General features: G+C 53.9%; 27 protein-coding genes. 11 read left to right on the top strand and 16 right to left on the bottom strand.

All coding sequences use genetic code 11. The annotated features are described in order from the left end of the window. Nucleotides 1-43: 43 nt before the first annotated feature. The 4 genes from argC to AUQ41_RS19285 all read right to left on the bottom strand — a co-directional run bounded on the left by argC (nt 44) and on the right by AUQ41_RS19285 (nt 4641). Nucleotides 44-1090: an N-acetyl-gamma-glutamyl-phosphate reductase gene (gene argC / locus AUQ41_RS19270; protein ID WP_063090054.1), complete on the bottom strand. Its 1047-nt coding sequence runs from the start codon at nt 1088-1090 to the stop codon at nt 44-46. A gap of 117 nt (nt 1091-1207) precedes the next feature. Further along, nucleotides 1208-2290 carry a TIR domain-containing protein gene (locus AUQ41_RS19275; protein ID WP_143588711.1) on the bottom strand — a complete coding sequence of 361 codons (1083 nt, stop codon included), beginning with the start codon at nt 2288-2290 and terminating at the stop codon, nt 1208-1210. 81 nt (nt 2291-2371) lie between these two features. Further along, nucleotides 2372-3595: a hypothetical protein gene (locus AUQ41_RS19280; protein WP_232308472.1), complete on the bottom strand. Its 1224-nt coding sequence runs from the start codon at nt 3593-3595 to the stop codon at nt 2372-2374. A 146-nt stretch (nt 3596-3741) separates the two neighbouring features. Then, nucleotides 3742-4641 carry a GNAT family N-acetyltransferase gene (locus tag AUQ41_RS19285; protein WP_063090059.1) on the bottom strand — a complete coding sequence of 300 codons (900 nt, stop codon included), beginning with the start codon at nt 4639-4641 and terminating at the stop codon, nt 3742-3744. Nucleotides 4642-5023: 382 nt separating this feature from the next. Here AUQ41_RS19285 and AUQ41_RS19290 point away from each other — a divergent pair, with 382 nt between their 5' ends. Continuing rightward, complete coding sequence (locus AUQ41_RS19290; RefSeq protein ID WP_063090061.1) at nt 5024-6187, top strand: alpha-hydroxy acid oxidase; 1164 nt, start codon at nt 5024-5026, stop codon at nt 6185-6187. A gap of 148 nt (nt 6188-6335) precedes the next feature. Here AUQ41_RS19290 and rpsI read toward each other — a convergent pair whose 3' ends face one another. From rpsI to AUQ41_RS19315, 5 genes are all read right to left on the bottom strand, one after another. Beyond that, nucleotides 6336-6824 (bottom strand): 30S ribosomal protein S9, encoded by a 489-nt coding sequence (rpsI, locus tag AUQ41_RS19295; RefSeq protein ID WP_008890947.1) that lies wholly within the window; start codon nt 6822-6824, stop codon nt 6336-6338. Then, nucleotides 6824-7291 carry a 50S ribosomal protein L13 gene (gene rplM / locus AUQ41_RS19300; protein WP_008890948.1) on the bottom strand — a complete coding sequence of 156 codons (468 nt, stop codon included), beginning with the start codon at nt 7289-7291 and terminating at the stop codon, nt 6824-6826. The genes rpsI and rplM overlap by 1 nt, the downstream gene beginning before the upstream one ends. 155 nt (nt 7292-7446) lie before the next feature. Then, nucleotides 7447-7887 carry a PaaI family thioesterase gene (locus tag AUQ41_RS19305; protein ID WP_063090063.1) on the bottom strand — a complete coding sequence of 147 codons (441 nt, stop codon included), beginning with the start codon at nt 7885-7887 and terminating at the stop codon, nt 7447-7449. Nucleotides 7888-8025: 138 nt separating this feature from the next. Further along, on the bottom strand, nt 8026-8313 hold the full coding sequence (locus AUQ41_RS19310) for a hypothetical protein (RefSeq protein ID WP_143588710.1): 288 nt from the start codon (nt 8311-8313) through the stop codon (nt 8026-8028). Nucleotides 8314-8566: 253 nt separating this feature from the next. After that, on the bottom strand, nt 8567-9550 hold the full coding sequence (locus AUQ41_RS19315) for a hypothetical protein (RefSeq protein WP_143588709.1): 984 nt from the start codon (nt 9548-9550) through the stop codon (nt 8567-8569). 181 nt (nt 9551-9731) lie between these two features. Here AUQ41_RS19315 and AUQ41_RS19320 point away from each other — a divergent pair, with 181 nt between their 5' ends. The 3 genes from AUQ41_RS19320 (at nt 9732) to AUQ41_RS19330 (ending at nt 13461) form a co-directional block, all read left to right on the top strand. Then, nucleotides 9732-10526, top strand: coding sequence for an enoyl-CoA hydratase (locus AUQ41_RS19320; RefSeq protein WP_063090069.1), 795 nt, complete (start codon nt 9732-9734; stop codon nt 10524-10526). Between the two features lie 93 nt (nt 10527-10619). Then, entirely contained in the window at nt 10620-11249 is a 630-nt protein-coding gene (locus AUQ41_RS19325) for a LysE family translocator (RefSeq protein ID WP_063090071.1), read from the top strand. Between the two features lie 241 nt (nt 11250-11490). Further along, nucleotides 11491-13461 carry a methyl-accepting chemotaxis protein gene (locus AUQ41_RS19330; protein WP_083952753.1) on the top strand — a complete coding sequence of 657 codons (1971 nt, stop codon included), beginning with the start codon at nt 11491-11493 and terminating at the stop codon, nt 13459-13461. An 82-nt stretch (nt 13462-13543) separates the two neighbouring features. On the opposite strand, the gene AUQ41_RS19335 is transcribed toward AUQ41_RS19330, so the two are convergent. After that, on the bottom strand, nt 13544-14422 hold the full coding sequence (locus AUQ41_RS19335; RefSeq protein WP_063090075.1) for a sulfite oxidase heme-binding subunit YedZ: 879 nt from the start codon (nt 14420-14422) through the stop codon (nt 13544-13546). Between the two features lie 201 nt (nt 14423-14623). Here AUQ41_RS19335 and AUQ41_RS19340 point away from each other — a divergent pair, with 201 nt between their 5' ends. Then, nucleotides 14624-15046, top strand: a complete 423-nt coding sequence (locus tag AUQ41_RS19340) for a CoA-binding protein (protein ID WP_063090077.1) — start codon at nt 14624-14626, stop codon at nt 15044-15046. Nucleotides 15047-15140: 94 nt separating this feature from the next. On the opposite strand, the gene AUQ41_RS19345 is transcribed toward AUQ41_RS19340, so the two are convergent. Both AUQ41_RS19345 and AUQ41_RS19350 read right to left on the bottom strand, forming a co-directional pair. After that, entirely contained in the window at nt 15141-15794 is a 654-nt protein-coding gene (locus AUQ41_RS19345; protein WP_063090079.1) for a hypothetical protein, read from the bottom strand. A gap of 170 nt (nt 15795-15964) precedes the next feature. Beyond that, nucleotides 15965-16864: an OmpA family protein gene (locus AUQ41_RS19350; RefSeq protein ID WP_063090081.1), complete on the bottom strand. Its 900-nt coding sequence runs from the start codon at nt 16862-16864 to the stop codon at nt 15965-15967. 225 nt (nt 16865-17089) lie between these two features. On the opposite strand from AUQ41_RS19350, the gene AUQ41_RS19355 reads away from it, so the two are divergent. The 3 genes from AUQ41_RS19355 to AUQ41_RS19365 all read left to right on the top strand — a co-directional run bounded on the left by AUQ41_RS19355 (nt 17090) and on the right by AUQ41_RS19365 (nt 19284). Beyond that, nucleotides 17090-18070 (top strand): mechanosensitive ion channel family protein, encoded by a 981-nt coding sequence (locus AUQ41_RS19355; protein ID WP_063090083.1) that lies wholly within the window; start codon nt 17090-17092, stop codon nt 18068-18070. Between the two features lie 199 nt (nt 18071-18269). Continuing rightward, complete coding sequence (locus AUQ41_RS19360) at nt 18270-18851, top strand: DJ-1/PfpI family protein (RefSeq protein ID WP_063090085.1); 582 nt, start codon at nt 18270-18272, stop codon at nt 18849-18851. A 118-nt stretch (nt 18852-18969) separates the two neighbouring features. Then, the gene (locus AUQ41_RS19365) at nt 18970-19284 is read left to right on the top strand and encodes a ribbon-helix-helix domain-containing protein (RefSeq protein ID WP_008890961.1); all 315 of its coding nucleotides are present in this window, start codon (nt 18970-18972) and stop codon (nt 19282-19284) included. Nucleotides 19285-19327: 43 nt separating this feature from the next. Here AUQ41_RS19365 and AUQ41_RS19370 read toward each other — a convergent pair whose 3' ends face one another. The 3 genes from AUQ41_RS19370 to pyk all read right to left on the bottom strand — a co-directional run bounded on the left by AUQ41_RS19370 (nt 19328) and on the right by pyk (nt 23628). Continuing rightward, nucleotides 19328-20311 carry a hypothetical protein gene (locus tag AUQ41_RS19370; protein WP_063090087.1) on the bottom strand — a complete coding sequence of 328 codons (984 nt, stop codon included), beginning with the start codon at nt 20309-20311 and terminating at the stop codon, nt 19328-19330. Between the two features lie 5 nt (nt 20312-20316). Further along, nucleotides 20317-21843 (bottom strand): DUF2336 domain-containing protein, encoded by a 1527-nt coding sequence (locus tag AUQ41_RS19375; protein WP_063090089.1) that lies wholly within the window; start codon nt 21841-21843, stop codon nt 20317-20319. A gap of 363 nt (nt 21844-22206) precedes the next feature. Beyond that, on the bottom strand, nt 22207-23628 hold the full coding sequence (gene pyk / locus AUQ41_RS19380; RefSeq protein WP_008890964.1) for a pyruvate kinase: 1422 nt from the start codon (nt 23626-23628) through the stop codon (nt 22207-22209). A 285-nt stretch (nt 23629-23913) separates the two neighbouring features. On the opposite strand from pyk, the gene AUQ41_RS19385 reads away from it, so the two are divergent. From AUQ41_RS19385 to AUQ41_RS19395, 3 genes are all read left to right on the top strand, one after another. Then, nucleotides 23914-24387, top strand: a complete 474-nt coding sequence (locus AUQ41_RS19385; protein ID WP_008890965.1) for a dCMP deaminase family protein — start codon at nt 23914-23916, stop codon at nt 24385-24387. A 284-nt stretch (nt 24388-24671) separates the two neighbouring features. Beyond that, nucleotides 24672-25166, top strand: a complete 495-nt coding sequence (locus tag AUQ41_RS19390) for a response regulator (protein ID WP_008890966.1) — start codon at nt 24672-24674, stop codon at nt 25164-25166. Next, nucleotides 25163-25717 carry a hypothetical protein gene (locus AUQ41_RS19395; RefSeq protein ID WP_063090091.1) on the top strand — a complete coding sequence of 185 codons (555 nt, stop codon included), beginning with the start codon at nt 25163-25165 and terminating at the stop codon, nt 25715-25717. The genes AUQ41_RS19390 and AUQ41_RS19395 overlap by 4 nt, the downstream gene beginning before the upstream one ends. Nucleotides 25718-25775: 58 nt before the next feature. Here the strand turns inward: AUQ41_RS19395 and AUQ41_RS21260 are convergent. After that, on the bottom strand, nt 25776-26048 hold a 273-nt coding region (locus AUQ41_RS21260; RefSeq protein ID WP_232308473.1), incomplete at its 5' end, for a hypothetical protein.

Genomic DNA, 26048 nt, shown 5'->3' on the forward strand with positions numbered 1-26048 from the left:
GAACCAGATGGCTCCGCCTTTAACTTGTTCTTCGCCGGTTCGCTTAAGGGAACAGCGGCTCGATCTCAAGGCCCATGGTTTCGGGCAAGCCCAGCATGACGTTCATGTTCTGAACCGCCTGACCGGATGCGCCTTTGACAAGGTTGTCTTCGACCGCAACGATGATTACACGCCCCGGCACACGATCCTTGACGACCCCCATCAGAACATAGTTAGACCCTCGCACATGGCGGGTCTGCGGCGTGACACCAAACGGCAGAACACGCACAAACGGCTCATCGGCAAACCGCTTTTCAAGGGTGGCCTGAATGTCCTCGGCCTTAGTGCCGTTGGTCATTTTGACGTAGATGCTTTCAAGGATACCGCGGCTCATCGGCATCAGGTGCGGTGAAAAGTTCACCACAACGTCACTGCCGCACGCCCAGGCAAGGCCCTGCTCGATCTCTGGCGCGTGGCGGTGCCCGCCGGTGCCATAGGCGTGAATGCCTTCGGTCACTTCGGCATACAGCGTCATTTCCTTGGGCGAACGGCCGGCACCCGTCACACCGGATTTGGCATCAATGATGATGTCGTCAGCATGGACAAGCTTGCCTTCCAGAAGCGGCGTCAGTGCAAGCTGCACCGGGGTCGGATAACAACCCGGATTGGCAACAACGCGTGCCTTTTTGATCTTTTCACGGTGCAGCTCGGTCAAGCCATAAACGACTTCTTTCTGCAGGTCCTGTGCGGCATGTTCCGCGCCATACCATTCCTTGTAGGTCGCCGGATCAAACAGACGGAAGTCGGCCGACAGATCGACGACCTTTACATGTTCAGGCAGACCGGCAATGACTTCCTGTGTCGTGCCATGTGGCAACGCACAGAAAATCAGATCGACGGTCGACCAGTCAGCCTCGGCAATCGAGATCATGGTCGGCAGTTTGATATGGGCAAGATGGGGGAAAACTTCCCCGAACGGACGTCCGGCGCGTCGGTCTGCGGTCAACAGGGTAATTTCCGAAGCTTCGTGATGCGCAAGAATGCGAACCAGTTCCGCCCCGGTATAGCCACTGGCACCGAGAATTCCGACTTTGACCTTAACGTCGTTCATTTCAATTCCTACTCCATATTTAGCACCTGCTTGAAAGCAGGCAGTGATAACGCGCGGATGTTGGCAAAGCACCATACTGGATGCAACATTTAATTATTGAGCAAAGTACTGGAGTGCTTACTTACTACCCTCTGCCTTAAGAGCATTGATGGCCTCCAACAGCTTTATAGTAGTGTCTCCGTCAAGGTTTTCTCCAGAGTACCGAACCTCATACAAGCCTTGCAAATTTGAAGGTAGTTTGATCCCCTCACGGACGAGAAGAATGAACCTCTTATCATACAACGCCATCGCCGCGCCAATTTCGATAAGCACGTTCGGGTTTAGCATTGGATGCTCATTTGCTTCTTTGTCGAGTAGGGTTTGCTCTTGTTCAACATGAATAATAGCGGCGCCACATTCACGCATATCTCTCATGACCTTTTCTGGGACAGGTTGGCTGACCGACTGTTTTTCAACAGATACAACAGCCTCCATCTCGCCAAACTTAAGAAGTTTCTTAATTGGCTCAATGAACCCCTTGTTATGCCCATGAGTTATAAAAACTTTCCGGTTTACAATTTCCTTAAGTGGTTTCGTAGTAGGTGAAACCTCCTCCACCTCAAACTCAGGAACAACAAAATCGTCGGCATCTAACTCAGTTTCGTCATCTGACGCGGAGGTTGCTGTATTTCTGGGCACGATGGACTTAATATTTATATATTTCTTACCTTTAATATCGGTAATAATTCCGAGTTCATCAGCACTTTCAAGTATCAGCCTCAGAGTTTTCTCGGTCCTTGCAGAAGGGACCCCCATTCCTTCCAACACATTCAGTGCTATTGCATCTTTCGGCACTGAATTCTGATCATACTTATCAAGAAACTCTTTGATTACTCGCGGATGCATCAAAGCTTCGACTTTTCCCGAATGATCCGCTCCTTCTTCGGTCGGCTTTATTATTTTCCTAGCTAGATCTGTCACGGAAATTGAGCTTGCATTATACCCCCCATTCGTTAGTCCGTAAGCTATCGACGCACCCGTAATCATTTTGAATTGCGAAGAGCCGGGACTTAAACTCATGGCAGAAGCGACTCCCAATGGAGGGGTCGGATCTCCAGCGTAATTCTCAAAAATTGCCATTGGAACCTTCAGTGCATCACTCAGACTGAAAGCAGGCACATCTGCTTGACTAACACGTGATCGCTTCTCTTTTACCGCCACAAAAACCTCCGCCAACTCAACCAAAAGTTAGCGTAGTTTTACACAACCTTAACAGGCATAACAGTACAAAGTGATATATCTCTATTTCTTGCGCGCCCGGCGTACGGTATCGGGACAGGCGCGCGCATCCTCGGGCAAAACGGTATAGAATTTCTCGATCTTCTCGTATCCCGTGGGGCTTGCAACGGGATAGCTTGCAACGTAGCGCGCGTCAGACAGCCCAAAGTCACTGGCCTTTAGTCCGGATCGTTGCAACCACATGCGCCGATGGGCATCCGACACCACCACATCCGGGTCATCCACCAGAAAAATCGCATCACGTGCCAGCCGGTCATTGTATTTGTGATGTGTCGGCAACCATGCGGCCAGTTGTTTGCGCAGCTCACCCGCGCTTGGCACATTTCGTGTACGGGTGACGAATTTTGTCATCCGATCGACAAGATTGCTGATATCGCCGGGCGGGACGGAGCCATGGGTTGCGCGGTCAATGAAAAAGGCCAGATCAATTTCGGTCGGATCGCGATTGATCACCGGTTTCAGGGCGTTATATAATTTGAAAAATCGCGCTATTTTGCCGCCATCGGCATTGGCCGCGTCATATACCCGATGATAGGCCGCCTGCACCTCATACCGCGCGCCATAGGCGGCAAAGCGTTTTTCGAAGGCAGTACGCTTCCGTTCATCAACCCAGATCGCACAGAGTATATCAAACGCCGCATCATTGTTGCCAAGCGCCAGGCGATGCATATCCTCGGTAAACGGTCCAAAGACGTTTTGCAACAACCCGGGATTGGCGCGCTCGGCGGCAAACAGAATTTGCTGAATTTCCGCCCCTGCCCCGGCGGTTGCGCCGCGCGGCCCCCATGTCAGATAGGCACGCGGATCATTGGTATGGCAATAAGGATCACCTTCAAGGAAGGTCTTGCCGCTGCGGGGATTTTTCGACTGACAGAAATTGAACTGGATGACGTCGTAGTCCGTGCCCTCCAGCGCAAAGGTCAGGTGGTTCGCCCGCGTGATGGCATCAGGTGGCGGCAGTTGGGCTGGCATCAATAACCGCCAAAGCCCGATCGTGATCGCCCCATAACTTTCGGCCCCGACTGCAGTCCGCACAGCAGCATTCAGGCACGGCTGCAGATCAATGATCGCCTGCCGCGTTTTCGCCCCGATAACCCCGTCCGGCGTGCCATAGCTGCCGGCCGATTTGCCAGCACAGTTCGCGGCCTGCGTAAAAAGCCGTTCCTGAAACACCGCTACCGCGCCATATCGGCCCAAGGTCAGCGCCCGGTTTTCAAATCGGTACAAGACCTGTGAGAGATCCTGAGCACGCGCACCTACCGGGAAACATGCAGAAGCAAAAGCCCCTACCAGAGACATGAATATTGCCAGCAGGACTGGTTTCTGGATCGCACAAGATAACCCGTTGGTTTTCACGGCAGACCTCAATTCGATTAAGGTTGGGTTTCCAGAACCGGGCTGAGATTAACCGGTCTCGCGAGTAACGCCAACCGATACCGCCCGATCTTCTTAAACCCAAGCGCCTCATACGCCCTTGCGGCTGCTTCACTGTCGGTTGACAGAATAGCATGTTTAACGCCCCGCGCCCGCACCGCCAGAAGTGTTTTGGCCACCAGTATACGGGCATAACCGTTGGAGCGCTCCTCGGGCGGGGTCCAGACGGGGCCTACTTGCACCATGTCGGGCAAGGTTGCGTTGAAGCCTGAAAGCGACACCGCCTTGCCATCGACGATCAGGCCCCACATGGTCCGGGCATCCAGCGCATGGACAAGGCGTGAGGCGATTTTGCTGTCAAGGCTGGGGGTGTCTTCCGCGCCGAGCGCCTCGATTTCGTAGGCGCGCAACCAGCGCAGCAATGTATTGCGGTCAATCTTTTCCGCATCAACCATCTGAAAATCATCGGCGCGGGCGTTTTGCGGCACGATCAGATTGCTGAGATCAAGCTCGTAAAGCACATCCGATGCATTGATCGCATAGGCCGCGTCCTCAAGCCCCAGCTGGCAGAGCATATCCTGCGCCGCATCAGCATCACCAAACACACCTGCAACCGGCTTCAGCGGATCGGCAGCAAACGCCGCCGTCAGGGCCTTTGGGATAGCTTCCTGATCACCGGCCTCGACAAAGACGTTGCCATTGCCAAATTGGGCGACAATCGCGCTGATACCGCCATCCGGGGCAACTTCCCCGAACCAGTTGCCAGAAAGCGGATGACGACGTCGTTCAATACCGGCAGTTCGCAGGTTTCCGCGCAGCACCATGCAGGTCGCAGCATGATTGGCAAGGAATGCGTTTGCGGCATCAAAATCGGCGTCGTGCAGCTTTCTGTACTGCATATCGGGGGTCCCTTTCTTTGGGCTTCAGGTAAGTGCCAAACTTTCAAATTGGCATAAAAAAAGACCGCTCCATTAGCGGCCCTTCACATATCGCAAGGTTATCCAACAGAGGTTCAAACAGTTATGTTTTGAAAACTCGTCGCATCGTTCCAACCATTGGATCACACCTTAAAATTCAAAAAATTATCGCGTCAGAGATTTGTTAATATCACAACCTTCCCAAATTTCGATCCCTCTTTTTAAAATTCTTTAATGACAACAACATCAGCCTGAATCCGGCTTACGAAAACAACAACTCAAAAGCTGATTTTCAATTCGGTTTGCGACAAACTCGGAAAGTGGTATTACCAATACAAGGCACATTTTATTCGGAGTTGACCTCATGCCAGTGATTACCTGCGTCGAAGACCTGAAACGCATCTATAAACGGCGCACACCGCGCATGTTTTATGATTACGCAGAATCCGGAAGCTGGACCGAGCAGACATTCCGTGAAAACACCACCGATTTTCAGGAAATTCATCTGCGTCAGCGGGTCGCAATCGACATGGCCGGGCGCACCACCAAAAGCCAGATGATCGGTCAGGATGTAGCCATGCCCGTCGCCCTTGCCCCGGTCGGACTGACTGGCATGCAAAGTGCGGACGGCGAGATCAAGGCTGCGCGTGCGGCAGAGAAATTCGGCGTCCCCTACACGCTGTCGACCATGTCGATCTGTTCAATCGAGGATGTCGCGGAAAACACATCCAAACCGTTCTGGCTGCAGGTTTACACACTTAAAGACGACGACTTCATGAAGCGCCTGTTTGATCGCGCCAAAGCCGCCAAATGCTCGGCAGCGGTCATCACGGTCGATCTTCAGATGCTGGGCCAGCGCCACAAGGATCTGAAAAACGGTCTGTCCGCCCCGCCCAAACTGACTTTCAAATCGGTTACCAACATGATGACCAAGGTCCAATGGGGTCTTGGCATGCTCGGCACCAAGCGGCGCTTCTTTGGCAACATTGTCGGTCACGCCAAGGGTGTTGCCGACGCGTCATCGCTGAGCACCTGGACCGCCGAAGCGTTCGATGTATCCCTTGATTGGGATCGTATTCGCGAGTTCCGCAAAATGTGGGATGGGCCGCTGATCATCAAGGGGATCATTGATCCGCGCGATGCGCTGGAGGCGCTTAATGTCGGCGCAGACGCCATCATCGTTTCCAACCATGGCGGTCGTCAGCTTGACGGTGCCTTGTCCTCCATCCGGGCATTGCCGGCGATCATGGATGCCGTTGGCGACAAGATCGAAGTCCATCTTGATAGCGGCATCCGTTCTGGTCAGGACGTGCTGAAGGCCTTGGCAATGGGCGCCAAGGGCACCTATATAGGGCGCGCTTATGTTTATGGCCTGGGTGCGATGGGCGAAGCCGGTGTAACCAAGGCGCTGGAGCTCATTCAAAAGGAACTTGAAGTCTCCATGGCGCTTTGCGGACATACGGACGTCACCAAGGTCGATCGTGACATCCTGATGATCCCGCGCGATTTCTCGGACCGCTGGCAATAAGCAACAGGCACGTCTTGATACGAAACGAAAAGCGGCGCTCTCCTATGTGAGAACGCCGCTTTTTTATTGGCTTTCGCAAAAAGAAAAAGCGCCACCCGAGGGTGACGCTTTTCCAAACAGTATCGCGAGCCTTGTGCCCGAAAACGACTTAACGTTTCGAGAACTGGAAGCTACGACGAGCTTTGGCGCGACCGTATTTTTTACGTTCAACAGCACGCGAGTCACGGGTGAGGAACCCACCAGCTTTAAGTGACGGACGCAGTGCCGGCTCGAACATGGTCAGTGCACGGGAGATACCGTGACGAACGGCACCGGCCTGACCGGAAAGACCGCCACCGGAAACGGTGCAGACAACATCGAACTGATCTTTGCGATTGGTTACGCCGAACGGCTGGTTGATCACCATGCGCAGAACCGGACGTGCGAAGTAGTCTTCGAACTCACGGCCATTGACGGTGACTTTACCCGAGCCCGGTTTGATCCAGACGCGTGCAATTGCGTTCTTACGACGGCCGGTTGCATAGGAACGGCCCTGTGCGTCGATCTTCGGCTCCGGCAGGGTGCCTTCTGCAGCAGCAGCAACTTCGCCGCCCTGTGCCAGATCCTTGAGATCTTCAAGAGTTTTGGTGTCGGCCATTATTTGCCACTCCGCTTATTCTTTTCGTTCATAGCCGCTACGTCGAGGACTTCCGGCTTCTGAGCTTCATGCGGATGCTCGGTACCAGCATAGACGTGCAGTTTGGAAAGAACCTGGCTGCGCAGCGGGCCACGGCTCATCATACGCTCAACAGCTTTGATGATGACGCGTTCCGGATGCTCACCGTTCAGGAGCTTGTCCATGGTGCGTTCTTTGATGCCGCCCGGGTAACCGGTGTGCCAGTAGAACTTCTTGTTCTGAAGTTTACGGCCAGTCAGTTTGACTTTTTCGGCATTGACGATGACGATGTGATCGCCACAATCCATGTGCGGGGTAAACATCGCTTTGTGTTTACCACGAAGACGGTTGGCAACAACGGCTGCAAGGCGGCCAAGGACGACGTCTTCTGCGTCGACCACGAACCATTTGCGCTCGATGTCGCTCGGTGTCGCAGTGAAGGTTTTCATTATTTCTATACTCGAAAACTGGGTTCCACGGAGGGAATGTTCCCTCGTTGAAAGTCGGCGCATTATGCCAGCATCCAACAGGAAAACAACAGGAATATTTCACATTAAATCAATGACTTAACAGTTGCGGTATTATTTTACCACAACAATTTACGCTATTTTTCGGCCGGCGGCATGGCATAAGTCCCGATCACATGCGCACAAAGGCTGTCATCAACGGCAGATCGAATATGGCATTCGGCAATCAAAAGCCGCCTGCCCGCCTTCAGGATTTTGGCCTCTGCAATCAGATCACCGGGCTTTGCCCCGGACAGGAAATGAACCGTCGCCTCGGTCGTTACCGCAAGATCCGCCTTGGGGACCACAAGCCACGCCACGGCATACAGTGCAATATCGGCCAGCGCAAAGATCGCAGGCCCGGTCACCACATTGCCCGGACGCAGATAGCGTTCCTTGAATGGCAGGCGCAGGATTGCGGTATCGTCTGAAAGGCTTTCGGTCCTGACATCCATATCCCCGACAAACGGGACTTTCTCGCGCATGATGGCATCAAAGTCGGCTGGCGTTACGCCGGTCCGGGTCACGGAACTGTTCATGGCTTGGATGGCCTCCCTCTGGAGCTGCTTTGACGCAGCATTTTTGTTTCAGGGAGATAGCCTGACATAACGTTTACGTTAACGTCAACAATTTGCGCATACACAGACCGCTTTTAGGGGACATCAGATCCCCAAGCACTAGCGGGGCAAAATCCCGGCCACGTCGGTATAGATCGCCACCACGACACACAGGATCACGATTGCCGCAATCGCCGTTGCGCCGAGCCCGGGCAAATTTTCACGCATCCACTCACCGGGCGACATCCCCGGCCCTTGATCAGATTTTTGCCTGAAACGGGCGTGAACCGGCCCACGCGAAAGATCTCGCAGCGGCTTGTCGACTTCGTCGTTGGATGCCCAGTGAAAGCGGTTTTCTGGCAAGTAAACAGGCTGACGGTCTTCCTGACCGGTTTCGTCATACATCATGGCGACTTCACAGCATCAATTGCTGCCTCCTGCAACAGGGTGAACTGTTATTTCGCCCTGATCCCGGCATCATGTCCATCATGCCATGATCACGGCGGCCCCCGCCTCGGATGATTTCGCTCTGTCTTCCCCGTACCTTGTTCTTATTGTTGCGCGACCTGCCAAGCCCAAGCGGCCCTGACGTCACACCACCGAATTCCTCTCTGATATATGGGGATTAAGGCAATCGTTCGGCAATAGTTTGTTATCTGTGTTATCTGCCGAGAATTGCCGAAAATTCATTGACCGTCAGAACCAGCACATAGCCCACAGCCACCGCAGCTATCATGTAGGCTGCCAACCGCGCGATCATCTTGTTAAAGCCTAAGGGTTCACCCGGCTGTTTACGCCCCTTCGATGATTGCCCTTTTGCAGATCCCGCCGACTTTCCCTGCTTTTGTAAAATCGCCTGACGCTTGGCATCAAGGTCTTCATGCAGGGCCCAGTTGTCTTCGCTATCTGGCAGATTGATGCGGGACTTTCGAACCTCGGCCTCTTTCAGGTCGTCTACCCGGCCTGCAATGTCATTGCCAACATCCCCGCCCTGGCTGTCCTTTTCCCGAGTCCGATCAAGCAATGTCTTACCGCCATTCAGGCTGTCGACATAGTCGTCATAGGCGCTACGTTCCTTGTCGATGGCAGCCCTTTGGGCAGCTTCATGGGCTGCACGATCCTGCGGTCGCACCAATTGCCCGCCCGCTGCGCCGGCCGCGTCTGATGCACCAGATTTCAGCTGGCTATCGTCTGGCAGGAACATCGAAACAAGCCCGCTTGCCTTGTCTGGGACATAGACATGGCGATTAGGTTTGACCTTTGCCGCGGCAACAGCAGCCGGATTTTTGACATCAGCGCGCTTTTCACTCTTAACCGGCATGGTTGGCTTTGGCCCGATCATGGCTGGCGGACGCATATCTTCCTCGATGACCGGATCAGGTACATCACCGGCGTCCTCGTCTTCAGGATTGATCTTGGGTTTGGGCATCAGAAAGGCTGGAATATCAAAACCGTTCTGTAAAAGACGTGCACGGGCCTCTGCGCGATATCTTTCAAGATCGCGTTCCATCATGTCCTTGCTATCAAACCGCTTGATGGGCGTTTCACGCACGGGTTTCGTCAGCCGCACAGACTCACGGACTGTCCGGGTCGGAACGAAACGCCCCGGTGCCCGCCCCCGCCGATTTGGGAAATCTTTACTCATGCACAACCACTTGCCGAATTAATTTTTATTGATCAGGCAAAGACAGAATAACATTCGGCACATCCCCAGGGTTTTATTATTGGCACAGGCCGCTAACCCTTTGCGTGTAATTCTACTACGGTATACCGTGTTTTAAAAATCAAAAAACGTCAAACACATACAGCCATCCGGGAGGCCCGCCATGACCGTTTCCACAACCGAGCCAGAGCTTGTCACACGCACAGACAATGACGGCTTTGTCACCCTGACGATGAACAACCCCAAACGCCGCAATGCCCTGTCGGGGGCGATGATGACAGCCCTTAAGGACGCCTTTGATAAGATCACCAAGGAGACCACCGTCAGATGTGTCATTCTGGCAGCAGAGGGTCCTGTCTTTTGTGCAGGCCACGACCTTAAGGAAATGAATGGCATTACCGAGTGTGATCAGCATGCCAGCCTGTTTACGCAATGCAGCGACCTGATGATGACGATTGTCAGTCTGCCGCAACCCGTCATCGCGCGTGTGCGCGGCATGGCAACAGCAGCCGGTTGCCAGCTTGTCGCCAGTTGCGATCTGGCTGTTGCCGCCAACAGCGCCAAGTTCGCCACCCCGGGGGTCAATATCGGCTTGTTCTGCTCTACCCCGATGGTCGCACTTAGCCGCAACATTGCCCGCAAACATGCCATGCGGATGCTTCTGACCGGCGATCCGATCAATGCCGAAACCGCCTTTGCCATGGGACTGGTGTCAGACGTGGTCGGCGATGATGAACTTGAAGAACACACCAACGCTCTGGCCGCCGGGATCGCGGCCCGATCGGGCATGACGGTTCGGCTTGGCAAACAGGCATTTTACAAACAGCTCGAGATGCCACTGTCGCAGGCCTATTCCTATGCATCCGATGTGATGACGGCGAATATGCAAAAACATGATGCCCGCGAAGGGATCGGCGCCTTTATCGAAAAGCGTCATCCGAGCTGGCGCCACGAATAGACTGCCCTATATCGGGTAAATTACCTTATGATGGTATTTGCAAACCCTTCGGAATGACGCATTCTGTGAGATACCTTTTTCGGAGTACGCCCCATGTCGTTTGAAATCTGGCTTGCCTTTGCTTTTGCTTGCGCTGTGGTTCTGGCCATTCCCGGCCCGACCATCATGCTTGTCGTCAGCTATGCATTGGGCAAGGGCAAACAAACTGCATGGGCAACGGTTCCGGGGGTTGCACTGGGCGATCTCACCGCAATGACGATCTCGCTCGCCGGGGCTGGTGCGTTACTCGCGGCCTCGGCAGAAGCTTTTACCGTGCTCAAACTCGTTGGGGCGGCCTATCTGATCTATCTTGGCATCAAGATGTGGCGTGAAAAGCCCGAAGCCCTGCATGACAACCCGGATGCCAAACGCAACCGTCCGTCGCGCATGTTCCTGCAGGCCTATATCGTCACTGCCCTGAACCCCAAGGGCATCGTTTTCTTCATCGCGTTTGTGCCGCAGTTCGTGACAGCCGGTGATCCGCTTTTGCCTCAGTTCATGATTATGACCGCAACGTTCGTCATACTGGCCGCCATCAACGTTGCGATCTGGGCGGTGATGGCAAGTGCACTGCGTGAACGGTTCCGCCACCCATCCGCCCTGCGTCGCCTGACACGCATCGGAGGCGGGGTCATGATTGGTGCTGGATTGCTGACCGCCCTCACCCGCCGCGCAGCGAACTAAGCGGCCCACCCCGCCCAAAAACCGTCGCCTCCTCCAATCGTCAAAAATTTGCTTCAGGCAATTGTTTGGAGGTTTTCCTATGTTCACCGCAACATTATAACCTTTAGATATATAAATACCCGTATTTTTTGGTATTCACATAAACTCAAAGTTGAGTTTAGATGATCTCCGCAAGTCTTCAGAAGAATGAATATTTATAATTCTTCTAAGAAAAACAATAGATAGGCGGGGAAGTGTGGACATGCTGAAATCTTTGAAAATAGGTCCGCGACTAAGTATCGCGATGATCTTTATAACCTTTGCGACGGCATTGGTGATCGGGCTTATCAATCTTTCCATTGAACGTGACATTGTCGCCGGTGCTGAACAACGCGAACTGCGCGTCAATTTCGAAAAGTTGCGAAGCGCGCTGGACATGGAAGCTTCGCGTGCGCTTGCGATGGCGGATTTTGCTGCAACCATTCCCGCCGCCCAGAAAGCCATGGCAGAAGATGACCGCGATACGCTGGCCGATATTTTCGGCCCTGGCTTCGCTGAACTCAAAGAAAACCATGGCGTGCGTCAGTTCCAGTTCCATAAGGCCCCGGCGATCTCGTTCCTTAGGGTTCATAAGCTCGATAAATTCGGTGACGATCTGTCTTCGTTCCGCAAGACAGTGGTTGAAACCAATACAAAACAACAACCCATCAGCGGCCTGGAAGTCGGTGTTGCTGGTCTTGGCATGCGCGGTGTCACGCCTGTTTTCAACGATGGGACGCATGTCGGCTCGGTTGAATTTGGATTATCCTTTGGTCCGGCCTTCTTTGAGAACTTCAAGGCACATTCCAACACCGACGCGGCCCTGCTGATTGACCGTGACGGCACCTTTGAAGTCTTCGCCTCCACCTTCCCGGAAGGTTTCCTTGATATCGCATCGCCCACCCTTGCCGCGGCACGTGACGGCGAACAGATCCTTGCCCCTAAGGATGCCGAGGGCACCGAACTGGCCCTGATGGCGCGCCCGATCACGGATTTCAGCGGACAAAACCTTGGCATTGTGGTCATGGGCATTGATCGCAGTTTCTTTGCAAGCGCGATCAACGACGCCACCACCCTGTCATTGGGTGTAAGTATTGTGACCCTTTTGGTCGCACTTCTGATCGCCTTTAGCGTCAACCGGTCGATATCTCATCCGATCCGGGCCATGACCGCGGCCATGAACAAGATCGCTGGCGGCGAACTCGACACCGAAGTCCCGGCAAAGGATCAAAAGGACGAAATCGGCGAAATGGCCAGCGCGGTCACCATTTTCCAGACCAACGCACAGCGCATGAAAAGCCTTGAGGCCGAACAACAAGAACTGCGTCGGAAAAACGAGGAAGAGAAAAAGACTCTCGGCCGCAAACTTGCCGATGAATTTGAAAATACGGTCGGTGCCATCATCGACGGCCTTGAAAACGCGGCGCGCGACATGGATGACGCATCCCGCGTCATGTCTGGAACGGCTGATGAAACAACCCAACAGGCAAAGATCGGCATGGATGCTGCGCAAAATGCCTCGAACAACGTTGCGACCGTTGCGGCCTCGTCCGAGGAACTGTCTGCCTCCATCACGGAGATCAGCCGTCAGGCCAACCATTCAAGCGAGGTAGCCGCCAATGTCTCAAACAAGGCAACCAGCACACGCGAAACGGTGGATGGCCTTGTTGAGGCCTCAGCACGTATTGGCGATGTCATCGCCCTGATCAACGACATCGCAGCCCAGACCAACCTTCTGGCCCTGAATGCCACGATCGAGGCCGCCCGTGCTGGCGAAGCTGGCAAGGGTTTTGCTGTTGTCGCCAACGAGGTCAAAAACCTTGCATCCCAAACCAGTCGCGCAACACAGGAAATTTCCGAGCAGATCGAAAGTATCCAGAACGCGACCAAGCTGTCCTCAACCGCAATCAACGAGATCACCGATATTGTCGGTGAACTTAACGAAAGCGCATCCGCCATCGCGGCGGCGGTCGAAGAACAAGGTGCTGCGACGCAGGAGATTTCCGGCAGTGTTGAAAATGCTTCTGTCGGGACCAGCGGTGTGACCGAAAGCATCAGCTTGGTCAGTGCGGCCGCTGTCCGTTCGACCGAAAGTGCCGACACGGTTCTGAAATCGGCCCATGAACTGATGGAATACTCGGTCAATCTGCGTCGAGAAACCAACAACTTCCTAAGCAAGATTCGCTCGGAATAAAGCCAATCGTTTCGGTCCACTGTCGGTCAGCCGACGGTGGACCGGAATTTCACGAAACCGCAGACATGGCGGGCTATGCCACTTAACGCGATGATGCTTCGGCGGTGACGCTGTTATTGCCAACGAGCCGGATAATCCAGCTCCTTGCCGGTTTATCTCGCCCGAACAAAGAAATCACACTGATCGCGACGCCGGCCAACACCACATTCCATGCCGGACGTAACGGCCACATCCATTCAAGATTGGCGGCAACCACGCGATCGGCAGGAATACCGGTCGCCAAGGCATACCATGCATATTCAATGCCGGCTGTTGCCAATCCGGCAATCACCGCAATGACAGACAAAGTCACAGTGGATCTAAGCGACCATCCCCGCCAATGGGCAAAGCGATACAGCATCAGGCCAACAAACATCCCTGCCATCAGCGTTGCTTCACTGACATCGACCTTGGACTGCAAAAAGAAATGCACCACGCCAAGCACGGCAATCGGATAAATCAGTTTATGCAGGCGCACCCACTTGGCCCCCAGTCTGCGCATTGCTGATTTGGTGGACGTCGCGGTCAAAACCGCCAGCCCGATCAGGGCGACGAACCCGATTGTCAGATAAATCCGCAAAACGATCTCGCTGGCAATGCGGCCAAGATCAAGGTTCTGGCTGATCGCATACAGGCCGAAATGGATCATTACATAGCAAAAGGCAGCCACACCAATTTGGCGGCGCACCTGTACCAGTTTTGAAAATCGGGTTATTCGGCGAAGCGGTGTCACCAGAAGCGTGATCAGTAATATCCGGATGGTCCATTCACCGCTTTCCAGAATGGCTTCCTTGACCGGGATGGTTGCCCCGCCCCCGGCAATGACCGGCCACAATAACACGATGCCTGGCACAAGAAGTGCAACAAAGACAGCCAGTTTGAAAAAGGAAAACCGCCCGGATGGATCAAGCCATGGATACATACAAAATAACCCTGTCAGGTTTCGCCGATCCCCCAGTCAAAAAGCATTTGGTGGTCGCCGTCACTTAAATTGCCATCAACTTTCCGCGAGGGCAGTCATTCGCACGCCCATGATATGCTTAGTGACGCATATCAACGTTGCAGCAAGCCACCACTCATATAACATTCATACACAGTGATCACCCTAAGTGGATGAACCCAAATGGCCGAATTTCAAAATCCCACCGACCCGGAAATCAAAACGCTTCTGGAAACGACAAAGACCATCGCGCTTGTGGGCGCCAGCCCCAAGCCGGAACGCCCGTCAAACCGGGTGATGAAGTTCCTGCTTGATCAGGGATACAGAGTTATTCCGGTCAATCCCGGTCAGGAAGGCGACACGATTCACGGTCAGACTGTTGTGGCACAACTTTCCGATATCGCCGATCCGGTCGATATGGTCGATATTTTCCGTAACAGCGAAGACGCGGCTGGCGTCGTCGATGACGCCATTGCAATCGGTGCAAAGTCGGTCTGGATGCAGCTTGGCGTGATCAATCCAGAGGCCTTCGCAAAGGCCAAGGCAAACGGCATGACCGCGGTCATGGATCGCTGCCCGGCAATTGAACTGCCGCGCCTGGCCTAAAGTACCTGTCCGACAGGACGCCATTGCATTACGACAACAAAAAAGGCACCGGATCATCCGGTGCCTTTGTCGTTTCAAAACATCTTTGAAAAGCTTAGCTAAGCCCGCACTGCGCAATCAGATCCGGAACAAGGCCCTGGTTGCCGATAAATACCGGCTGCACGGCACTGGTCACGGTATATGCCGTTGTTTGCTCATCAACAAGCGTGTCAAAGTGACCGGCCGTTTCAAGCACCAGCGACATCACGCCATCCGGCTTGATGCGAAGGGCAGCAAACCCATTGGCGTATTCGGTGCGCGCGCATTCACGACCCAAAATAACATCGAAACGATTGATCAGGGCATAACGCGGGTTTTCAACCAGATCGTCACGACCAGAAACCTCACTCGGCTTCACGCCGTATTTCGGCACATATTTCGCAAAGTTCGTTTGCGACTGGACGATGTAACCATCCGGGAAATAAACCGCGACATCCTCTGCCAGCAGGATACGATCCCCGATGACCTGGCCAGAACGCAGAAGTTCCTTGATTCGCGTGCCCGGAATTTCACCGGAGAACGCATTGAAACGCAGGGTCTTTCCGTCGCCGCGCAAGTCAGCGAAATAACGTTCAAACGGAACGACCGGTGTTTTGTCTGCCGCGCGCGCAGTCGGCAAGACCGACATGGTTGCAACTGCCAGTGTGGCAACTGCAAGAGCAACGCCCCCCGAGCGCCGCGAAAAGACCGTCTTGATGGCCTTCAGCATTTGTCCCCGCCTCTCACTTAAATCAGGAATACAATCCAGAGATTATTCACATTAATCCCAAATTCAACACCTGTTTCCGCGAAAAATCGCCAGATCGTCAAAACCACATAGAAAAACAACGAGGTGGCATTATGCCACCTCGTTGCCGAAGATTTGGTAAATGTCGGTGATTAGTCGACAGAAATCGTCACACGACGGTTACGCGGCTCGCGAACACCATCCGGAGTCGGGATCAGAAGATCGCCTTCACCAACAGCATCCTGCGAAACCATGTCGCCTTTCACACCGCGACCGGTCAGCTCGCTAAGGGCTGCTGCGGCACGACGCTCGGACAGACGCAGGTTGTATGCTGCCGGACCGGCGGCATCGGCGTGACCAACGACGGTGATGTCACCCATCGAGGATGCCCACTGCTCAGCAGCTGCATCAAGAACACGCTCGGAAACCGGGGTGATCGCAACGCTGTCAAAATCGAAGAAGATGGTGAACAGACGCGGCTCAGCAGCTGCAACCGGGGCTACAACAACGGCCGGCTGTTCTGCACGCAGCTCAGACATTGCAGCTTCGAAATCTTTCCAGCACTGGCTGATCAGCTCGGTCTGCCAGCCTTCTTCGCTTTCCTCGACCCAGCAGTCATAACGCGACTGTGCAATCGCTGCGGTTGCCGGCATTGCTTCGCGCTTGCCGTCATCAAGAAGGGCCAGAAGTTCGTCACGGACGGCGCGTTTCTGTGCAATTTCCTCATCAGAGAAGCGCCAGTTTGCCGGATCTTCCGGAAGAACGATGGTATCACCGCTTACGCGACCGGCTTTCTTCGCAAAGAAGTCGGCATCGAAGAAGTCATACCATTCGTCAGCTTCGCGCTGTGCGTATGCAAGATATTCGGCCTTAAGCGCTTTACCGAAGTCAGTGGTCGGCTCTTCGGACGAGAGCGCAGACGAGACCGAGCTGCTGTAGGTGAACGGGTTACCGCCATAAGGTACCGCGGTGCCACTATTGTCCACACTGCTACATGCACTCAGAAGCGCAACGCCACCAAGAGCACAAAGAATTTTCGGATTGATCTGCATGTCTTACCCCTGTCATTAAGGTTGTTCTTCAGCTAATAACTTAACACCAATGATGGTGGAATTATGGTCTTAAACGAACAGAATTCTGGTTTGTTCCAGTCATTTGTAAAAAATGGTGTTGGCGTCCTACTTTTCAAGCACACTCAAAACTGTAATGCTAATCATCTCATACAGAAGTATGGTTAGCAATCAACACAATTATGACACGAAGCGGACGAGGTTCAAATGATCGAAACCGATGTAGCGACCATCACAGAAATGCTTAAAGGATTTGCACTGGGCTTTGGCCTCGATTTGCTGGGCGCTGTGCTGATACTCATTGTTGGCTGGTGGGTCGCCGGCCGGGCGGCTGCATTGGTCCGCCATTCCCTAAAAAGTACAAAGTTTGTTGATGCGACGTTAAAGCCGCTTGCATCAAGTATTGTACGTTACGTGATCTTGATTTTCGTAATCGTCGCCGTTCTGTCGAACTTCGGCGTCGAAACAACCAGCATCATCGCCGTTCTCGGTGCCGCTGGTCTGGCAATTGGTCTTGCCCTGCAGGGTACACTATCAAATATTGCCGCCGGTGTCATGATTCTTATCCTGCGTCCGCTCAAAATTGATGAATTTATCGAAGCTGGTTCGATTTCAGGCACCGTTGTTGAAATAACATTGTTTACCACCTTGCTCAAAACGCCGGATGGTGTGTTTATTTCTGCCCCGAATTCGCAAATCTGGAATAGCGCGATCAAAAACTATTCGCGCAATCCAACCCGCCGCCTCGATATCAAGGTTGGCATTTCCTATGATGACGATGTTGATGCGGCCCTCGAATTTCTTAAAAACCTTGTCGCATCCGATGAACGCGTACTGAAGGATCCGGAACCGATGAGCTTTGTCGCCACCCTTGGCGAAAGCTCGGTCGATCTGACCGCACGCGGCTGGGTTGCAACCAGTGAATTCTGGCCGACCTTCTTCGATCTGACCCGTAAATCGAAAACGGAACTCGAAGCGGCCGGTTTCTCTATTCCCTTCCCGCAGCGCGACCTGCACGTCATCGAAAGTGCAGAAACCGCAAGCACCGCAAAATCCATTGCAAAGCCGGCCACCAAACCGGCGGCAAAAACCGCAGCAAAGAAACCGGCCACCCGTTCGCGCTCAACTGCGTCGAAAACGACGACCAAAACCACGGCTGCGAAAAAGCCGACAGCATCCAAAAGCTGATCTGCTTATTCACAAAACCGCATTTAGAAAGAGGCCCCAACGGGCCTCTTTTTTTGTTTGGGCGACGGACGCTAAAACGTACACCACGTCAACTTCCTCGTACGTAGTACCCCGCTGTTACCCGCCCAGCTTGTATCAGGCGTATAGTTCCCTGCCCTTGCCCAATAGCGGCAAATGAAAACAAGCGGGAGGATAAAACATGTCTGCGAAAAAAATTCTGATGATCACCGGCGACTATGCCGAAGATTACGAAACCATGGTGCCGTTTCAGACTTTGCTTGCGGTTGGACATCATGTTGACGCCGTTTGCCCGGACAAGAATGCCGGCGATACGGTTGCAACAGCCATCCATGATTTCGAAGGTGATCAGACCTATAGCGAAAAGCGCGGCCACAACTTTGCCCTGAATGCCGATTTTGCAACGGCGCGCGCAGAAAACTATGACGCGCTTGTCATCCCCGGAGGTCGTGCACCGGAATATCTGCGCCTGAACGAAGATGTCATTCGTCTGGTGCGTGATTTCCATGCCGCCAACAAACCGATCGCTGCTGTCTGCCATGGTGCGCAACTTCTTGCCGCAGCCGATATCATCAAGGGTCGTAAGGTTTCCGCCTATCCGGCCTGCGCTCCGGAAGTCAAACTTGGTGGCGGTACCTATGCCGACATTGCCATTGATGACGCCTGCATCGACGGCAATCTGGTGACCGCACCGGCTTGGCCGGCACATCCGAAATGGATGGCGGCTTTCCTCAAGGTTCTTGGCACTGAAATCAATTTGTAATGTATCGGCGCCCAAACGGTGATTGCGTTTGGGCGCCATTTGATCGACCATTGCGCCAAACAAAAAGAAAACCGCTGCACATCTCGTAACAGCGGCACAAACAGGAAAGGGCGTTCAAATGTGTCAGATTTATTCTGGAACTGACCCGGAACTTTATCAGTCTGTCAGCCGGTCTGTGCGGATCAATGGTGTTGTCACAAGCCTGCGCCTGGAGCTGCGTTTCTGGCAGATTCTTGATGAAATCGCCGCGGGTGAAGGTTTCAGCACCCCGCAGTTTCTCGGTAAGATCCACGACGAGGTCGTCGCCCAACGCGGTGACATCCCGAATTTCGCATCGCTTGTGCGCGTGATTTGTACCGTATATCTGGAAAAACAGGCTGGCCTGCATGTTCATGTCCCGGCAAATACCGCGACATCACAGATGCTAAGCTAGCCGCACGCCAAGCGCATCTAAAGCAAAGCCAATGGCCTGAACCCTAGTTGAGCCAGGAAGAAAGTTCGCGCGTGCTGAAGCCGCCGCTGGTCATGATGCTGGGCGTCGCATTGCGTTTCAAGGTCGGCTCGGCCGGTTTGATGATGCTGTTGCGGCGATGCATGCCCGCAGCAGCGCCAAAATCGATCTGTGACCGCCCGACAAGGTCGGCCGCCGTAATACGCGGCCCGGATGTATCCGCGTTGCCCGATGCATTAATCGGCGTTTGCTGGGCATGTGGCAGCTGCTGTTTCTGCTTTGCCTCGTAGATCCAGCGCAATTCCTGCTTCAGGGTCTGGTATTCCGGCGTATCGGGTGCCGAATTGACTTCATTGACGATCTGAAGCTTTACCATCTGCGGGAAACGATCAAGGCGTTCCAGCAGCATGAATTTCACACTTGGCCGCACCGCATCTGAGCGCATCAGTTTCATCACCAGACGGCGATAGATATCAATCCTAAGGTTGCCATTTGATGCCAGTTCAATGAATTCCTCGACAAACTCGCGCGCGGCCATCTTGCCATCCAGCAATGCGCGCAGGTTATCCCCCATCGCCCGGCGATAGGCTTCGCGGATCTCCACGACGTGATTGGAGGCGCGTGTGCGCACAAGATGGAATGCTTCGGGGCTGAATGCGTTCTTGGTCAGAAGCTTGGCGCAATCGGCAACCAGTTCATGCTTGGTTGCTTCGGAAACGACTTCAAAGACCCCGGTGATCAGTTCCTTGCATTTGGCATGCGGCCCCATACGGATCGCGGCCGCCAAGGCCATCGGGCTTTCAGGATCCCTGGTTGCGATCACGGCAAGGGCAAGCGGATCGTCATATTGCATCAGGGCAAGGTCGTTGCTCAGCAAATGTTCCGGCATCAACAGGCGCTGCTGTTTGGCCGCCCCGGTCACGGTAAGCGGCTCGCCAGACAGATAGCTTTCCTTGATGCTAAGGGCATGTTTCAGCCCGTCATAAGAGATGCCGTGATTGCTGCTCATGGCACTCAGTCCTCTTTGAGACCTTTGGACCGCCTGTCAGAGACGAGCCCCTCGAGCCCGCCACTGTTGCGCCCGCTGCGCGGTCGAAGTCCCTGGCCGCGCGACATGGTCCTGCCGCTTGGCTTTGCCGTCTGTGCAGATGCCGGCGCAGGTTCACTTTCTTTTTCGACCTTCGTGCGCGAAGCCACCGGCTTCATGTCGCTAAAGAAATCGATGTACCAGTCCATATCGGCAGCTGCCATTGCAAAACGACCACCGGCCGCCGGGCTTTCAATTGCCGATTCCGGGATACCGTTGCTGATCTGCAAGACGACGGCCGCAGGTGCGGTCATCCCTGCCCGCCATGCAAGGGCTGTGATCGCCCGGGCACTGCCGGAATCAAGGATTTTGGAAACGGCGTTGGCGCGAATTTGCGCATAATGGGCAAGTGCCTGCACCACCAGCGCATCGTCATTGCGCGACAGGGCATCAAGCACATACTGGTCAATCGTCATCTTGGCATCTGTTGCCTCGACGACATCGTTGTCGACCATTTCATTGTCTGCGATCTCGAGATCCATGTCTTTATCACGCGACGGCATCAGCATCCGGTTTTCAAAACGGGCCTTTTCAATCCGTTGACGGACCGACTGGCGCAACGCGCGGGCAACTTCGGTCCGCATCCGGCCCTGCTCGACCAGTGTGTCAAACAGGGACGCCATGATGAAATGGGCAATGCGGCGCTGGGCCTGACGTGAAATGCGGTTCTGACCACCGAGGATATCGTTCTCCGGCACCTTTGGTTTTGCGGTCTTTTCAACAAAATGCGGCGTCATCGGCACAACGTTTCGCGGCGCGTCATCAGATGACAGCAACCGGTTCAACAAACCGCCCTTTTCCTTTTCCGCTTGCTGCTCGATCAGGCGGGCCTTGGCGGCGGCCTCAAGCTCGGCGCGTTCGCGTTCGGCTGCGGTCTGAATGAATTCACCGCGCCCGCGCATGATATCAAGGAAGTCAGAATCGCTCAGAAGCTCGATATAATCGGCAATCGATACCCGACCAATCGCCTGAATATCCTGGCGCAAACGATTTGCGGCCTGACGGGTCATATACGGTGTATGGCCCAGTTCCTGTTCGATCAGCGCAATCACCTGCGGGCGGTAACAGTCGCCCATATTGGCAATCGCCGAAACGAACTCATCAACCATTTCCAGTCGTTCAGACGGGCTCAAATCTGTCAGATGCCGACGCAGACGGCGCGCCACATCCATACGCACATCGCTGTCAAAATCAGGTACATCCTCGGCATCGTCGAGCGCGTCTAATTCAGACGAAAGACGGGCTGCGTGTTCAAGGGCCGATGCGTCGGTGTTATTTTCGGAAACATGTCTGCGGGGAATCGCGCGACCCTGAACGCGACCTTTATCAGAACCAAACGTTTCAGGTGCGATGGTGCGAACAGTGTCGGCCAGATCACGCAGCTTGGCCGAGGCTTTATCATCAAGCCCCCCATCGCCCGCATTTTTCTGCCGATTGAACATCCAACTCAGCATTATCGCAGTAATTCCCCTGGTCCCGTGCCTGGCGGCGTATCGGCATCGACGTTGCGATGCCTTATTTTTGTGTTTTGTCAGAACAGCTTAACCCAAACTGACAGTGTTACACAACCAGACAAGGCGTCTAATTTTCATAACCCAATCTCAAGGGCACATATCAATAGACAGAGCCTTGATTACAGAATGACTATCGGCGCAAAGACTCAAAAAAACATTAACGATACAGGGGGCTATGCCCCCTCCTGCCCGTTGCCATCGAAAAACCTGCGCGCCGACGGAATTCTGGCAGTATGCGCAAATGAAAACGGGCGCCCCAAAAGGACGCCCGTCACCGAAAATCGTTTCACGCAATCACTTGCGTTAATTATTGCCGACCCACGCAATGCGCAGAATATTGGTCGCACCTGGTGTTCCGAACGGCACACCGGCGGTGATAACAAGCGAATCACCCGGTCCTGCAAATTCTTCACGCTTTGCTACTTCGGTGGCGATTCCGACCATTTCGGCAAAGTTGGTCGCATCACGGGTAAAGACCGGATGCACGCCCCAGCACAGGGCCAGACGACGTGCGGTCTGAATCCGCGGGGTCAGGCCAAGAATTGGCACTTCCGGACGTTCACGTGCAGCACGGAATGCCGTCGACCCGGACGAGGTATAGTTAACAACGGCCTTCGCACCAATGGTGGTCGCCACCTGACGGGCGGCTGCACTGATTGCATCCGGGGCATTATGTTCCGGATCCGGGCGGTTGGCGTCACGCATACGGTAATAAAGATCGTCCTGCTCTACACGGCGCAGGATACGGTCCATGATCGAAACGGTTTCAAGCGGATATTTACCAACCGCACTTTCGGCTGACAGCATCACTGCATCGGCACCGTCATAGATCGCGGTCGCAACGTCGGATGCTTCGGCACGGGTCGGTGCCGGATTGGATACCATCGAGTCAAGCATCTGGGTCGCAACGATCACCGGCTTGCCAGCCTCGCGGCACGCTTTGATGATACGTTTCTGCAAGATCGGGACGTCTTCCGGCGGGCATTCGACACCAAGGTCACCACGGGCAACCATGATCATGTCCGACAGATCGACAATCTCATCAAGGTGATCAATCGCCTGCGGCTTTTCCAGTTTGGAAACGATGGCTGCACGGCCCTGAATGATCTTGCGGGCCTCGGCAACGTCTTCGGGACGCTGCACAAACGAAAGCGCCACGAAATCAACGCCCATCTCAAGACCGTAATCCAGATCGGCACGGTCCTTTTCGGTCAGCGGTGAAAGCGGCAACATCACATCCGGAAGGTTTACACCCTTGCGGTTGGAAAGCGGCCCACCGGTAATGACGGTACATTCGGCCGACTTGTCGTCGCATTTCTCGACACGCATGCGCAGTTTGCCATCATCAAGCAGCAGGTTCGCACCCGGCTTGATCGCAGCATAGACTTCCGGATGCGGAAGCGACACGCGCGTGTTGTCACCCGGCTTCTTGTCCATATCGAATTTGAACGTATCACCGGCGGTGAGTTCAACTTCACCGTCGGCAAAGGTGCCAACACGAATTTTTGGACCTTGAAGATCCATCAAAATACCGATCGGGCGGCCGAGTTTTTCTTCGACGACACGGATCGCTTCAAAACGGGCCAGATGTTCTGAGTGTTCCCCATGCGAGAAGTTCAGGCGGAACACATCCACACCTGTCTGCACAATTTTCTCGAGGATTTCTGGCTTTGAACTTGCCGGCCCCAGGGTCGCGATGATCTTCGCCTTACGTTGACGGCGCATCGGCTACTACCTCTTGTTATTCGGTTTACACGTGAGCCTTCCCGCTTCGGCCTGCATCTGCGGCGAGACGAAAAGGCGTCCTGATCTTTTCTGGGGGTATCCCCTTAATAATCAATCAGCCCCTATTTGAACAGGGACTTTTCATTAAATGCCTTTACAAAAATGTGATTTTTCGCTGGACAATTACAAGAAGCACCTTCTTTAAAGAACGCGTACCGGTGAAACGTGCCGGTCAAAAACGAATGCCCAACAGACCAATTTTAAGGCGCAGACAGGACCCTTTTCATGAGCAAATGGCACCACCGTTTTCTTGGACTTGCAGCCCATATTGCAGACTGGTCAAAAGACCGCAGCACCCAGGTCGGTGCGGTTGTCATCGGCCCGAAAAAAGAAATTCGTGCTGTTGGCTATAACGGGTTTCCGCGCGGGGTCGATGACGAAGTCGAAAGCCGCCATCAGCGTCCGGAAAAATACGCCTATACCGAACATGCCGAACGTAATGCGATTTATAATGCCAGTTACACCGGCACATCCCTTGATGGCTGCGCCCTTTATGTAACGCACTTTCCGTGCTGCGATTGCGCGCGCGCAATCATCCAGGCGGGCATTGCCGAGGTCTATGTCGACAAGTCGAAACTAACCCCGGACTTTCTTGAACGCTGGGAACAGGATATGAAGATATCGACCGAAATGTTCGAGGAGTCCGGTGTTGCCGTTAAGGTGATTGATGACGACGGCGTCACCAAGCCCATGAAATAAAAAAGATCTTCCTCTTTACTATTAAAAAAAAGGCCCAATATTGGGTGTGTTCAAACCGGACGCGAGCATCAAAAACAAAAAGACGTAAACGTCGTCTGTTCTAACTTTTCAACTGGCTTGGGGTCAGTATTTGTCAGATTTTCGGGCTGAACACAGAGTGGTTTGGCCTTGCTGGAAACCAGACAAAGGTATAAGGGTTTATACATCAGCAACTGGTTAGATTTGCTGCTGTATCCCCCTGAACAGCGACGCATTTCGTGATGATGCTCAGGAACCGAGGCCGGATGAACGCGAAAATAGACTTTAGTAAGATTAGTTTTCTGATCGTTGACGGGGACAAGATTTCAGCTCAGGTGGTCTATGACACGCTCGCCTATCTCGGAGCCAGTCATATACAGCGTGTAAAATCGCCGAATAATGCCTTTGACGTACTACGCACCGAAAAAATTGACATCGTGATTTGTGAATGGCGCTTGCGCGGCATGGATGGCCTTGAATTCCTCGATGTCATGCGCAATTCGACCAATTCGCCAAACCGGTTCATTCCGGTGATTATGCTGACCGCACATTCCGAGATGCGTTATGTGACGACGGCACGTGACCTTGGGATTACTGAATTTCTTGCCAAACCCTTTAACGCCAAGGCACTTTACAGCCGTCTGGTTTCGGTCATCGCCCGACCAAGACGTTTCATTAACACTGGAACGTATTTTGGCCCGGACCGACGTCGCAGACAGGTCCAGTTTGATGGTCCTGATCGTAGGAGCCTTGACGAATGACCCATTATGACTGGGGAAGCGGAGCCATCGTGAAGCCGGAAGAACCTAAGAAAAAGAAGAATGTGCAGATCATCCCTGCGCAGACCGATCTGAAACGCAAAGCTGTCAACTTCATCAAGGGATTTGACATCAACCTGTCAACTGAACAGCTTGAAGAGCTCGAACAGGTTGTACAGCGCAGCTCCGAGACCTTTGTCCGTGACATCGGCAAGGACCTTATGGAATGCCGCAAACTGGTAATCAACGCCCTGCGCGACAAGCCCAAGCGGCCAGAAGCCATCATCGCAGCAAATGACCTTGCCTATTCGGTCAAGGCCCTGGGCGGAACCTTCCAGTATCCCCTGATGACCCAGATCGCAAAATCGATGGAAATCTTCGTTGCCGACCGCACCACGGCCAACGAAAAACAGCTGCTGGTGATCCAGCTTCACATCGACTCGCTTTATGTCATTCTGGCCGGCCGCGTGACCGGTTTTGGCTCAACCGTCGAACAGGCAACTGTCGCGGCCCTGACCAAACTGACCGAACGCTACGCCGAACCGCGCGAATAGCCCACACCTCTTGACCGCAGACGATCTCGCTCACTGGGCAGCATTTCAGGATGCAGTCTCAGATGGTGCTTATGCGCGCCCAGCAATCCCACATATCCCCCTCACCTGCCTGCTCTCGCAAAGCCCGACAGGTGAACTTTAACGTGCCCGATGCAGGGTCGGTTTCTACCGCCGGAAGAACGCGGTTAAAAATTGAAAAATCATGGCAAAAAAGCGCTTGCACCACCTGTGACCGGCTGCTAAAAACCGCGCCACGCACCATGCGGGTGTAGCTCAGTTGGTTAGAGCGCCGGCCTGTCACGCCGGAGGCCGCGAGTTCAAGTCTCGTCAC

This window comes from Thalassospira sp. MCCC 1A02898, assembly GCF_001618185.1.
In the GTDB taxonomy this organism is placed as follows: Bacteria; Pseudomonadota; Alphaproteobacteria; order Rhodospirillales; family Thalassospiraceae; genus Thalassospira; species Thalassospira tepidiphila.

Coding starts and splice junctions, on each gene's coding strand:
- AUQ41_RS19375 (WP_063090089.1), bottom strand. CDS start 21,843: ATGCTGAGTTGGATGTTCAATCGGCAGAAAAATGCGGGCGATGGGGGG.
- AUQ41_RS19345 (WP_063090079.1), bottom strand. CDS start 15,794: ATGCTGAAGGCCATCAAGACGGTCTTTTCGCGGCGCTCGGGGGGCGTT.
- AUQ41_RS19365 (WP_008890961.1), top strand. CDS start 18,970: ATGTGTCAGATTTATTCTGGAACTGACCCGGAACTTTATCAGTCTGTC.
- argC (WP_063090054.1), bottom strand. CDS start 1,090: ATGAACGACGTTAAGGTCAAAGTCGGAATTCTCGGTGCCAGTGGCTAT.
- AUQ41_RS19395 (WP_063090091.1), top strand. CDS start 25,163: ATGACCCATTATGACTGGGGAAGCGGAGCCATCGTGAAGCCGGAAGAA.
- AUQ41_RS19285 (WP_063090059.1), bottom strand. CDS start 4,641: ATGCAGTACAGAAAGCTGCACGACGCCGATTTTGATGCCGCAAACGCA.
- AUQ41_RS19390 (WP_008890966.1), top strand. CDS start 24,672: ATGAACGCGAAAATAGACTTTAGTAAGATTAGTTTTCTGATCGTTGAC.
- AUQ41_RS19290 (WP_063090061.1), top strand. CDS start 5,024: ATGCCAGTGATTACCTGCGTCGAAGACCTGAAACGCATCTATAAACGG.
- AUQ41_RS19370 (WP_063090087.1), bottom strand. CDS start 20,311: ATGAGCAGCAATCACGGCATCTCTTATGACGGGCTGAAACATGCCCTT.
- AUQ41_RS19360 (WP_063090085.1), top strand. CDS start 18,270: ATGTCTGCGAAAAAAATTCTGATGATCACCGGCGACTATGCCGAAGAT.
- AUQ41_RS19355 (WP_063090083.1), top strand. CDS start 17,090: ATGATCGAAACCGATGTAGCGACCATCACAGAAATGCTTAAAGGATTT.
- AUQ41_RS19335 (WP_063090075.1), bottom strand. CDS start 14,422: ATGTATCCATGGCTTGATCCATCCGGGCGGTTTTCCTTTTTCAAACTG.
- AUQ41_RS19385 (WP_008890965.1), top strand. CDS start 23,914: ATGAGCAAATGGCACCACCGTTTTCTTGGACTTGCAGCCCATATTGCA.
- AUQ41_RS19330 (WP_083952753.1), top strand. CDS start 11,491: ATGCTGAAATCTTTGAAAATAGGTCCGCGACTAAGTATCGCGATGATC.
- rplM (WP_008890948.1), bottom strand. CDS start 7,291: ATGAAAACCTTCACTGCGACACCGAGCGACATCGAGCGCAAATGGTTC.
- pyk (WP_008890964.1), bottom strand. CDS start 23,628: ATGCGCCGTCAACGTAAGGCGAAGATCATCGCGACCCTGGGGCCGGCA.
- AUQ41_RS19310 (WP_143588710.1), bottom strand. CDS start 8,313: ATGATGTATGACGAAACCGGTCAGGAAGACCGTCAGCCTGTTTACTTG.
- rpsI (WP_008890947.1), bottom strand. CDS start 6,824: ATGGCCGACACCAAAACTCTTGAAGATCTCAAGGATCTGGCACAGGGC.
- AUQ41_RS19350 (WP_063090081.1), bottom strand. CDS start 16,864: ATGCAGATCAATCCGAAAATTCTTTGTGCTCTTGGTGGCGTTGCGCTT.
- AUQ41_RS19305 (WP_063090063.1), bottom strand. CDS start 7,887: ATGAACAGTTCCGTGACCCGGACCGGCGTAACGCCAGCCGACTTTGAT.
- AUQ41_RS19325 (WP_063090071.1), top strand. CDS start 10,620: ATGTCGTTTGAAATCTGGCTTGCCTTTGCTTTTGCTTGCGCTGTGGTT.
- AUQ41_RS19340 (WP_063090077.1), top strand. CDS start 14,624: ATGGCCGAATTTCAAAATCCCACCGACCCGGAAATCAAAACGCTTCTG.
- AUQ41_RS19320 (WP_063090069.1), top strand. CDS start 9,732: ATGACCGTTTCCACAACCGAGCCAGAGCTTGTCACACGCACAGACAAT.
- AUQ41_RS19315 (WP_143588709.1), bottom strand. CDS start 9,550: ATGAGTAAAGATTTCCCAAATCGGCGGGGGCGGGCACCGGGGCGTTTC.